The sequence below is a fragment of the Azospirillum sp. UENF 112521 genome, from assembly GCF_058780665.1.
This window is the reverse complement of the sequence record NZ_JBSNCI010000005.1, coordinates 390,684-402,918: the sequence shown is the minus strand read 5'-3', so window position 1 is coordinate 402,918 and position 12,235 is coordinate 390,684. Positions and strand designations below refer to the sequence as shown.

General features: G+C 64.1%; 3 protein-coding genes. All 3 read right to left on the bottom strand.

All coding sequences use genetic code 11. The features are described from left to right. Nucleotide 1 precedes the first annotated feature (1 nt). The 3 genes from ACWPN8_RS26720 to ACWPN8_RS26710 all read right to left on the bottom strand — a co-directional run bounded on the left by ACWPN8_RS26720 (nt 2) and on the right by ACWPN8_RS26710 (nt 12,198). The gene (locus ACWPN8_RS26720; RefSeq protein WP_492242955.1) at nt 2-1,636 is read right to left on the bottom strand and encodes a glycosyltransferase 61 family protein; all 1,635 of its coding nucleotides are present in this window, start codon (nt 1,634-1,636) and stop codon (nt 2-4) included. Between the two features lie 379 nt (nt 1,637-2,015). After that, nucleotides 2,016-10,745: a beta strand repeat-containing protein gene (locus ACWPN8_RS26715; protein ID WP_492242954.1), complete on the bottom strand. Its 8,730-nt coding sequence runs from the start codon at nt 10,743-10,745 to the stop codon at nt 2,016-2,018. Nucleotides 10,746-11,214: 469 nt separating this feature from the next. After that, entirely contained in the window at nt 11,215-12,198 is a 984-nt protein-coding gene (locus ACWPN8_RS26710; protein ID WP_109096778.1) for a glycosyltransferase family A protein, read from the bottom strand. Nucleotides 12,199-12,235 lie beyond the last annotated feature (37 nt).

Sequence of the window (12,235 nt, the reverse complement as noted above, 5' to 3'; positions counted from 1 at the left end):
TTCATTTGCAAAAACTGTCGTCGAATACCGATAGCTTTCTCTTGAGCTTTGACATATCGATCAAAATATCGCCAAAACGCGGATCCGACGAAAACGTTGTTTTGTGTATTTTATTGATCGATCCCTCAATAAATTCATGCTTAAGACCAAGCAAATCAGAGATTTTTTTATAAAATTCTGGAGGCTTGAAATTTCCCACTATCTCCAGAATATTCGATCCCGAAGGCATGAAGGCAATATTTGTGAATGCGGCACCATGCACGCCAACGACATGACTGGCATTGGCGAACAGGCTGACTTGGTCTGCAACCGAAAGCAGTTCCGGGTGGACGATCTCATAGCCGGCAGCCATCATGAGGTCGACGACCTCTCCATCGTTCAACAGACGTCTGGAGCGAGAGTTTCCGCGAGACAGATACAGCTTTCGCTTCCCTTGCCGACCTTCACCAGCCGATTTCCCGAGAAACGAGTCTCGCAGCCAGGACAACGTTTCAATGTCGACCTCCGACTGCCACCAATCGGGGACGCCCATGATGTGCCTTCTGCCGGGGAGCCTGACGGTTGCCCAAAGCTGCGAGCAGCGGAATATTTTCGTATCACCCGGATCGAGATGTCTGGAGAAGTCGAAACCGATATGTTCCAGGGACTGCTTTTGAAAGCTTGTAAGGTTCGCATTGAATATGACGGGGACATTCCTGAGAATTCCGGTCTTTTCGAGAATTCCCAGGTTCGGTAGATAGTCTATCATCCAATGATAGTAATTGCTTCCTCCGCCGACGAGTATTGCTTCCTTGACATCAATGAAATTGAATTTCTTCTTTGTGCCGAATCTCGTGTTCGGGAGTCTCACGATGTCCGACGAGGCATCGCTCTCGATATGGTAACAGAAATCCCGGCACAGCTTGTTCTGTACCATTAGCGTCTGGCTGGAGATACCAATGTAAGCGTCATGAATATGCAGGAGCTTTCGATGTTCAGACAAAGGAAGTCGATGGCACAGGTTTTCCTGTTCCATATCCTGAATGCGGCAGACATCGACGCTATCCGGGGATTTGATCCCTTCCGTCAACAGGTGTTTATAAGCCTCTACTGAGCTGTCGATGTTTGGCTTGGTGCTTCTCACCGACAGGTTTTTGAATTTCTGGAGTGCCGCTGCCGGTCCCATCAGGGAGATCAGCAGGTCAGCGGTATCCACGAATTTTTCTTTGTCTATTTCCGGGTGTTCCAGCAAATCTTCGGCAATCTCCGCCGCCACCGCATGGTCATTGTCCTTCATCGCAAGAGAAAAAGACAGTTGGCGGAGGATGAACGATCCGGGATCTCTTGCGAGTTCTTTTTCGATAATGCTTTTGGCGAGATGTATTTGCCCCACTGCTTCGTAGCAATAGGCAAGCGCGAGGTGAAGAGACCCATCATTCGGGTCCAGAATCTTGGAATGGCTCAACAAGCCGATTGCTTCGGCAAAATCGCCTTCCTCCGAACAGACCCCGGAGATGTGGATATAAAATCTTGCTGAAGCAGGCTCCAATGCGACAAATTTCCTCAGGATTCTTTTCGCACGCCCATAGTCGCGTGAGCGAGCGGCAGCGACATAATCCATGGTGAGCTTGTGCATCATACTCGGATCGACATCCATAGGCTTGCCTTGCCACCAAGCGAGAACAGAAAATAATAGTCTGCGATTATATGAAATATTTTCAAATCAATCAATATGACACTGGCATTATTTTAAACATACCACTGCTGCTGGTTGCGATTTTGCTGGGAGTCCTTTGACGGTTTCTTGCTCCCGGCATTTGCCGACACGCCGTAAGAAAGTTACGTGCTCCGCTGCAAGAGTGCCTGACCCGTTTCGACCGGTCTTTAACCTTCAGCATTGAAGTGCGAAGGATCGTCCGTCCGTGCGCCGGACGACAGCCGACCGTCCGCACAAAGAGAAAGGGGGCGCCCCTGCGGGCGCCCCCTCCTTTCAGCAGGCTTGGGCTCACGCCCCCTTCATCAACCGAGCCCCATCATCAACCGAGGTTGATGTCGGAGAGCGAGAGGACGGTGCCGTTGTAGACGCCGAGCAGCCGGACCTCGGTGGCGGCCACCTGGCCGTCGCCGTTGGTGTCGACCACCTGGTACAGGCCGGAGCTGGTGCCGTTGTTGGCCAGAACCAGCGTGCTTGCACCAGCCGACGAGTTCGTCAGCGTCCCCAGGGCCGAGCGGAAGCTGGCCAGCGAAGCGTCCGTCAGGCTGCCGCTGACGACCGAGGTCAGGCTCACCAGCTCGTTGGAGCCGATGTTCACGCCGTTGGTCGCAGCAGAGGCCGTCGAGAGCGAGGCATCGCCGTTCTTATCCGCAGCGGTCCGGGCCGTACCGGTCAGCTGCACCTTGTCGGTGCCCGACTGGAAGTTCGAGACCGAGACGAAGCCGGTGTTCGCGCCCAGCGCCGAGATGTCGGTGAAGGACGAGTACACCACCGTGTCGGTGCCGCTGCCCGAAGCCAGGCTCAGGCTGTCGCCCGTGCCGGCCTGGAAGCGGATGCCCGCACCGCCGGTCACCGTGATGGCGTCGGTGCCCGTGCCGCCGATCAGCGTCTCGATGCCCGAGACCGACATCGTCACACCGGTGTTGCCCAGCGTGATCACGTCGTTGCCGGTGCCGCCGGTCAGGGTCTCGATGCCACGCAGCAGGACCGTGTTGCCGCCATCGCCGAGGCTGACGAGGTCGGAACCGGCGCCGCCGACCAGGATCTCGATCCCGCTCTCGGCCCGCATGGTGACGCCCGTGTCGCCCAGGATCACCAGGTCGCTGCCCGCACCACCGATCATGGTGTCGATGCCGCGGGTGATGACGGTGTTGCCCGCCGCACCCAGGGTCACGACATCCGAACCGGTACCGCCGACCAGGAACTCGACGCCCGAGGCCGTCATCGTCACGCCGGCCGAACCGGTGAAGACGATGTCGGTGTTGGCGCCACCGACCAGGGTCTCAACGCCCGTCACGGTGACCGTGTTCGGGGTGTCGCCCAGGGTGATGACGTCGGTGCCCACGCCGCCGATCAGCGTCTCGACCGCACGGGTCAGCAGGGTGCTGCCCGAGGTGCCCAGAGTGATGACGTCGGTGGCAGCGCCGCCGACCAGGATCTCGATGCCCGAACCCAGCGTCATGGTGACGCCGGTGTCGCCCAGGAACACCAGGTCGCTGCCCGCACCGCCCGACAGGGTGTCGATGCCGCGGGTGATGACCGTGTTGCCCGAGGAGCCCAGGGTCACGACATCCGAACCGGTGCCGCCGACCAGGAACTCGACGCCCGAGACCGTCATCGTCACGCCGGCCGAACCGGTGAAGACGACGTCGGTGTTCGCACCGCCGGTCAGGGTCTCGATGCCCGTCACGGTGATGGTGTTCACCGTGTCACCGAGCGTGATGACGTCGGTGCCCACGCCGCCGATCAGCGTCTCGATGCCGCGGGTCAGCAGGGTCGTGCCCGAGGTGCCGATGGTCAGCACGTCGGTGCCAGTGCCGCCGACCAGGATCTCGATGCCCAAGCCCAGGTTCAGCGTGTTGCCGGTGTCGCCCAGGATCACCAGGTCGCTGCCCGCACCGCCGATCAGCGTCTCGATGCCGCGGATGGTGGTGGTGTTGCCGGCCGTGCCCAGGGTCAGGACGTCGGTGCCGGCGCTGCCGATCACGAAGTCCGCACCCGAGACGGTGAGGGTCGAACCAGCCGTGCTGGTGAAGATCACCTCCAGGCCCGTGCCGCCGATCACCGTTTCGATGCCGCTCACCAGCAGCGTGCCGCCGGCCGAGCCGATGGTTACGATGTCGGTGCCCACGCCACCGGTCAGGGTCTCCAGACCCGAAACCAGCAGGGTGTTGCCCGCCGTGCCCAGCGTGACGATGTCGGAGGCGAGGCCACCGATCAGCGTCTCGATGCCGCCGACGATCAGCGAGTTGGCGGTGTTGCCGAGCGTGATGACGTCGGTACCCAGACCGCCGGTCAGCGTCTCGATGCCGCGTAGCAGCACCGTGTTGCCAGCCGTGCCCAGCGTGACCACGTCGACGCCCGTGCCGCCGACCAGGATTTCCAGGCCAGCCGCCAGCAGCGTCGAACCGCCCGAACCCAGGAACACGAGGTCGGAACCCGTGCCGCCGGTCAGCGTGTCGATCGCGTTGACCACCAGGGTGTTACCCACGGTGCCCAGCGTGATGATGTCGGTGCCCACGCTACCGGTCAGGGTCTCCAGACCCGAAACCAGCAAGGTGTTGCCCGCCGTGCTCAGCTGGATCAGGTCGAGGCCTGCGCCGCCGGCCAGGGTCTCGATGCCCGAAACCAGCATGGTGGTGCCGGTGTCGCCGATGGTGACGACGTCGGTGCCGACGGAGCCGGTCAGGGTCTCCAGGCCACGCAGGAGCAGGGTGTTGCCCGTGGTGCCCAGCGTGACGACGTCGGTGTTGGTGCCGCCGACCAGGATCTCGATGCCCGAAGCCAGCATCGTGTTGCCGGACGAGCCCAGGAAGATCACGTCGGTGCCAAGACCGCCGGTGACCGTCTCCAGCAGGTTGGCGAGCAGCGTGCTGCCGGCCGTGCCGATGGTGATCAGGTCGGTGGCGGTGGAACCGGTGATGGTTTCCAGAGCCGAGACCAGCAGGGTGTTGCCCGCCGTGCCCAGCGACACGACGTCGGCGCCCGAGCCGCCGTTCAGCGTCTCGATCAGCGTCACCGCGAGGGTGTTGCCGGCCGAGCCGAGGGTGACGACGTCGGAGAGCGAGCTACCGGTCAGGGTCTCAAGACCCGAAACCAGCAGGGTGCCGCCCGTGGTGCCGATCGTGATGGCATCGGAGGCGGTGCCGCCGATGATCGTCTCGAACAGCGAAACTGTCGCGGTGTTGGCCGTGTTGCCCAGCGTCAGGACGTCGGTGCCCACGCCGCCGGTCAGCGTCTCGATGCCGCGCAGCAGGACCGTGTTGCCGGCCGTGCCCAGCGTGACAACGTCGGTGCCGACGCCGCCGATCAGGATGTCGATGCCCGACACCGAGACCGTCGAACCGCCCGAGCCCAGGAACACAAGTTCCGAACCCGTGCCGCCGGTGATCGTCTCAAGACCGTTGACAAGCAGGGTCGTCCCGGCCGAGCCCAGGGTGACGACGTCGGTGCCGACACCGCCGGTCAGGGTCTCCAGCAGGCCGACCAGAACCAGGGTGTTGCCGGCCGTGCCCAGGCTGATGACGTCGATGCCGGTGCCGCCGGACAGCGTCTCGACATTCGACATCAGCATGGTGGTGCCGGTGTCGCCGATGGTGACGACGTCGGTGCCGGCCCCGCCGATCAGCGTCTCCAGCCCGCGCAGGGTGATGGTGTTGCCGATGGACGACAGCGTCACGATGTCGACCAGGGTGTTCGCGGTGTCGATGTTCGACCCGGCGACCAGCGTCTCGATGCCGGACACCAGCAGGGTGCTGCCGGTCAGGCCGATGAACACCAGATCGGTGCCGGCCCCGCCGGTCAGGGTCTCCAGACCGGTCGCCAGCATCGTGCTGCCGGCCGAACCGAGGGTGACGACATCGGTGCCGACGCCGCCGGTCAGCGTCTCCAGCAGCGACACCAGGATGGTGTTGCCGGCGGTGCCCAGGGCGATGGCGTCGGTGCCGACCTGACCGGTCAGCGTCTCGATGCCGGACACCAGCGTGGTGTTGCCGAGGACCGAGGCGAGGGTGATGACATCGGTGCCCACGCCACCGGTCAGGGTCTCCAGACCCGAAACCAGCAGGGTGTTGCCGGCCGTGCCCAAGGTGATGGCATCGGTGGCGGTGCCGCCGATGATCGTCTCGAACAGCGAAACCGTGGCGGTGTTGCCCGTGTTGCCCAGCGTCAGGATGTCGGTGCCCACGCCGCCGGTCAGCGTCTCGATGCCGCGCAGCAGCACCGTGTTGCCGGCCGTGCCCAGTGTGACGACATCGGTGCCGACGCCGCCGATCAGGATGTCGATCCCGGACGCCAGAAGCGTGTTGCCGGCGGAGCCGAGATAGATCAGTTCCGAACCCGTGCCGCCGACGATGGTTTCCAGCGCATTGGCAAGCAGGGTCGTTCCGGCCGAGCCCAGGGTGACGACGTCGGTGCCGACGCCGCCGGTCAGGGTCTCGAGCAGGCCGACCAGCACCAGGGTGTTGCCGGCCGTGCCCAGGCTGATGACGTCGATGCCGGTGCCGCCGGACAGCGTCTCGACATTCGACATCAGCATGGTGGTGCCGGTGTCGCCGATGGTGACGACATCGGTGCCGGCCCCGCCGATCAGCGTCTCCAGCCCGCGCAGCAGGATGGTGTTGCCGGTGGACGACAGCGTCACGATGTCGACCAGGGTGTTCGCGGTGTCGATGTTCGACCCGGCGACCAGCGTCTCGATGCCGGACACCAGCAGGGTGCTGCCGGTCAGGCCGATGAACACCAGATCGGTGCCGGCGCCGCCGGTCAGGGTCTCAAGCCCGGTCGCCAGCATCGTGCTGCCGGCCGAACCGAGGGTGACGACGTCGGTGCCGACGCTGCCGGTCAGCGTCTCCAGCGCCGACACCAGGATGGTGTTGCCGGCGGTTCCCAGAGTGACGAAGTCGGTGGCCGTGCTGCCGATAAGCGTTTCGACGGCCGCGACCAGAATGGTGTTGCCGTTCGGGCAAAGGGTGATGACATCGGTGCCGACACCGCCGGTCAGCGACTCCACGGCGCACACCGCCAGCGTGCTGCCGGCCGTGCCGATGTTGATGACGTCCACGCCGGTGCCGCCGCCCACCGTTTCGAACAGCGAAACCGTGACAGTGTTGCCTGTGTTGCCCAGCGTCAGGACGTCGGTGCCGACACCGCCGGTCAGCGTCTCGATGCCGCGCAGCAGCACCGTGTTGCCGGCCGTGCCCAGCGTGACGACATCGGTGCCGACACCACCGATCAGGATGTCGATCCCGGATGCCAGCAGCGTGTTGCCGCCCGAGCCGAGATAGATCAGTTCCGAACCCGTGCCGCCGGTGATCGTCTCAAGACCGTTGACAAGCAGGGTCGTCCCGGCCGAGCCCAGGGTGACGACGTCGGTGCCGACGCCGCCGGTCAGGGTCTCGAGCAGGCCGACCAGCACCAGGGTGTTGCCGGCCGTGCCCAGGCTGATGACGTCGATGCCGGTGCCGCCGGACAGCGTCTCGACATTCGACATCAGCATGGTGGTGCCGGTGTCGCCGATGGTGACGACATCGGTGCCGGCCCCGCCGATCAGCGTCTCCAGCCCGCGCAGGAGGATGGTGTTGCCGGCGGTACCCAGAGTGACGATGTCGACCAGGGTGTTCGCGGTGTCGATGTTCGATCCGGCGACCAGCGTCTCGATGCCGGACACCAGCAGGGTGCTGCCGGTCAGGCCGATGAACACCAGATCGGTGCCGGCGCCGCCGGTCAGGGTCTCAAGCCCGGTCGCCAGCATCGTGCTGCCAGCCGAACCGAGGGTGACGACATCGGTGCCGACACTGCCGGTCAGCGTCTCCAGCGCCGACACCAGGATGGTGTTGCCGGCGGTGCCCAGAGTGACGGCGTCGGTGGCCGTGCTGCCGATCAGCGTTTCGACAGCCGCGATCAGAATGGTGTTGCCGTTCGGGCAGAGGGTGATGACATCGGTGCCAAGGCCGCCGGTCAGCGACTCCACGGCGCACACCGCCAGCGTGCTGCCGGCCGTGCCGATGTTGACGATGTCAAGGCCGGCGCCGCCGCTCACCGTTTCGAACAGCGAGACCGTGACCGTCCCACCGCCGCTGCCCAGCGTCAGAACATCGACGCCGATGCTGCCGGTCAGAGTCTCGATCCCGAGCATCTGAACGGTGTTGCCGCCCGTATTGGCCAGCGTCACCACGTCGTTGGCGGTGCTGCCGATCACAATATCGATGCTCGTCAGCGTGACGGTGCTGCCGGTGGTCGCCAGATAGACCATGTCGGTGCCGACACCGCCGATCAGCGTCTCGATGCCGGTCATCGCCAGCGTGCTGCCGGCGGAGCCGATGGTGACGACATCGGTGCCGATACCGCCGACCAGCGTCTCGATGCCGCTGACCAGCATGGTCGAACCGGCCGTGCCGATGGAGACGATGTCGGTGCCGATGCCACCGATCAGCGTCTCGATTCCACTGACCTGGAAGGTCGAACCGGTAGAGCCGATGGTGACGACATCGGTGCCGACCCCGCCGGTCAGCGTTTCCAGACCCGCGACCACCAAGGTGTTGCCGGTGCTGCCCAGGCTGATCGCATCGATGCCCACGCCGCCTGTCAGCGTCTCGAACAGCGAAACCGTCACGGTGGCGCCACCGGTGCCGACCGCCAGCACGTCGTTGCCGACGTCGCCGATCAGCGTCTCGATGCCGGCCAGCGTCACCGTATTGCCGCCCGTATTGGCCAGCGTCACCACGTCGATGCCGGCCCCGCCGATCAGGCTGTCGATCGCCGAAGCCACCAGCGTGTTGCCGGTAGCGGCCAGTGTGACGACTTCGATGCCGGAGCCGCCGATCAGCGTCTCGATGCCGCCGACAACCAGGGTCGAACCGGCCGAGCCGATGGTGACGACATCGGTGCCGGCCCCGCCGGTCAACGTTTCCAGACCCGCAACCACCAAGGTGTTGCCGGCGCTGCCGAAGTTGATCGCGTCGTTGCCCGCGCTGCCGACCAGGGTTTCCAACAGCGAAACCTGCAGCGTCGTGCCGAGAGTTCCGCCCAGCGTGATGATGTCGGTCCCGACGCTGCCGATCACCGTCTCCAGCAGCGAGACCTGGATGGACGAACCGGTCCCGTCCAGCGTGACGACATCATTGCCGGCGCCGCCGACCAGCGTTTCCAGCAGCGAGACCTGCAGCGTCGCGCCGAGCGTCCCGCCCAGCGTGACGATGTCGATGCCCGCGCCGCCGGTCAGCGTCTCGATGCCGTTCACCAGCAGGGTCGTGCCGTTCGAGCAGAGGGTGACGACGTCGTTGCCGGCACCGCCGGTCAGCGTCTCCACGGCGCACACGAACACGGTGTTGCCCAGATCGCCAAGGCCGACCACGTCGATGCCGATGCCGCCGCTCACCGTTTCAAACAGCGAGACCGTCACCGTGCCGCCGCCGGTTCCCAGCGTCAGCACGTCGGTGCCGATGCTGCCGGTCAGCGTCTCGATGCCGGCAAGCGAAACCGTGTTGCCGGCCGTGTTGGCCAACGTCACCACGTCGTTGCCCGCGCCGCCGATCAGCGTATCGATGGCGGAAACCAGCAGCGTGTTGCCGCCTGCGTCCAAGGTGACGATTTCGGTGCCGACGCCGCCGATCAGCGTCTCGATGCCGCTCACCAGAAGGGTTGCACCGGCCGTGCCGATGGTGATGGCATCGCTGCCGGCGCCGCCGGTCAGCGTCTCGATGCCGCTGACCAGCATGGTCGAACCGGCCGCGCCCAGGTTGACCACGTCGTTGCCGTCGCCGCCGACCAGAGTCTCCAGCAGCGAAACCTGCAGTGTCGCGCCGAGCGTGCCCCCCAGCGTGACCACGTCGCTGCCGCCGCCGCCGGTCAGCGTCTCGATGCCGTTGACCAGCATTGTCGAACCGGCCGCGCCCAGGTTGACCACGTCGTTGCCGGCGCCGCCGACCAGGGTCTCCAGCAGCGAAACCTGCAGCGTCGCGCCGAGCGTGCCCCCCAGCGTGACCACGTCGCGACCGGTGCCGCCGGTCAGCGTCTCGATGCTGCTCACCAGCATGGTGTTGCCGACGTTGCCCAGGGTGACCGCATCGGTGCCGCTGTTGCCAGTCAGCGTTTCGAGCCCCGTGACCGCCAGCGTGTTGCCGCCCGCCCCGGCCAGGATGATGACATCGCTGCCGGTACCGCCGAATATCGTTTCGATCCCGCTGACCGTCGTCGTGTTGCCGGTAGCGGACAGCGTGATCACGTCGTTGGCAGCGCTACCGGTCAGCGTCTCGATTCTCGCGACCGCCAGCGTGTTGCCGCTCGTCCCGGCCAGGATGATGACATCGCTATCGGTGCCGCCGAACAGCGTTTCGATCCCGCTGACCGTCGTCGTGTTGTCGACATCGGTCAGCGTGATCACGTCTGTGCCGGCGCCACCAGTCAGCGTCTCGACGTTGCTGACCAGCATGGTGTTGCCGGCGGTGCCCAGGCTGACCAGGTCATTGCCCACGCCGCCGACCAGGGTCTCCAGAAGCGAGACCTGCAGCGTGCTGCCGAGCGTGCCGATCAAGGTGGCGACGTCGCGGCCGGCTCCGCCCGTCAGCGTCTCGACGTCCATCACCCGCAGGGTGTTGCCGCCCGCGCCCAGTTTGACGACATCGGTACCGATGCTGCCGAGCAGCGTGTCGAGCAGCGAAATCTGCAGGGTGCTGCCGAGCGTGCCCGCCAGCGTGATCAGATCCTGGTTGGCGCCGCTGCCAACGAGGGTCTCGAGCCCCGAGACCGCCATCGTGGTGCCGTTGAAGTCCACCGTGATGACGTCGGTGCCGGCGCCGCCGGTCAGCGTCTCGAGATCGATCACCAGCATCGTGTTACCGGCCGAACCCAGGCTGATCACATCGCTGCTGTTGCTGCCGGTCAGCGTTTCGATCGCGCCGACCTGCGTGGTGATGCCGGTCGGCATCACGCTGATGACGTCTTGGCCGGCACCGCCTGTCAGCGTCTCGAGCGCGCCGATCATCAGGGTGATGCCCTGGGAATTCACCGTAGCGAAATCGGTCCCGGCGCTACCGATCAGAGTTTCCAGCAAGGAGATCGATACAGTATTCCCGTTGGAACCGAAAGTAATTACGTCGACGCTACCACTACCAATGATCGTAGAATACTGACCAACGGTCTGCGTCGATCCATACATATCATTTGGATTATTCAGGTCAAGTGTGCCGGCCACGTCGATCTCCTTGCAATTCGCGCGAAGCGAAAACCAGTTAACTTTCTGGTAACATTCAATTCACGAAAAGGACCTGCCTTTTAGGCACGCCGAACCTTCCCGCTCCGCCATATCAAAAGATCAGTGTCGTTATCAACGAACCAATTGTATCAGGTTTAAACAACGATATTTCACGAGACTGAAATTCGTGCAATGCTGTGACAACGTATGAAAAAGCGGCCGGCTTGAGATGTTTTAGGTCTTGGCCCGTTGCCATTTCTTTCGCGGCTTCGGGGCGGGGATCGGGCAGGCCGGGGAATTGGGACGGTGTCGGCGGAGCAATCCGTCCTCAGCCGTCTCCATGCAGCACGCTTCCCATCGCGTAGCCGATCTGGTGATACAGACCCGCGACGGCGCGGATGCTCTCGCCTTCCAGCGCCTCGACATCCAGCGTGGCCAGCTTGGCCAGATTCAGCATGAAGTCGGCCTGCGGAACGTCCACGCCCATGCGGTCCACCGTCTTGCGGTTGGACACGCCCTGGAAGAACATGCGCCGCATGAGCCAGCTCCGGTTCAGCCGGTCGGGATGGATATGGTGCAGCACGAAGGCGCTTGGCACGTAATAGGCGCTGGCTCCCTCCCGCCGCATGTCCTGGAAGATGATGCCTTCGTTGGACATCAGTCCGCCGCCCTTGCGCCCCATGTCGGTCGGGAATTGCCGGCCGGCCATCAGAGCCTTGCGGAAGGCGCAGTTCCCTTCACCGAACCATTCCGGCAGCTGGAGAAAGCGTGGCTGGGTGTCCCAACCCCAACGGCATGAGAAGAATTGCAGCAGGTCGTCGCTCAGCCAGTCGGGACGAGGCTGGTCGCCGAAATCCGGCTCGACCTCTCCAGCGACGATATCCACCGCGTCGCCGAAGCGGATAAAGGGTTCGACCATCTGCCCAAGCCAGCCGTCGCAGGCCGTTTCGTCATCGTCGATGAAGACGATCAGCGGCGACACCGCCTCCGCCACCCCCCGGTTGCGGGCAAAGGCGACCCCGCTGCGCTCTTCCAGCAAATAGCGCAGCGGGGTGCGCCGCAAGGTGAAGAAGGGTTGCCAGCGTTCCACGACCGGGCGGGCTTCGCAGCCGGTTGAATTGTCGACCACCAGAATTTCGTGGAAACCGTCCGGGAGCTGCTGATCCAGCAGGCTGGCCAGACAGGCATCCAGCAGCTCGGGACGCCGATAGGTGCAGATGACGATGCTCGCCGCGAAGGCGGGCAGTGCCGGGCCGCCCGCGGCCGGCGATGGGCCCGATTGGGCCGGTTCGGGTTCTAACACTGGAGTCATCCCTTGAATGAGCAGTTGTCGGGGCCGAAGCGCCGGC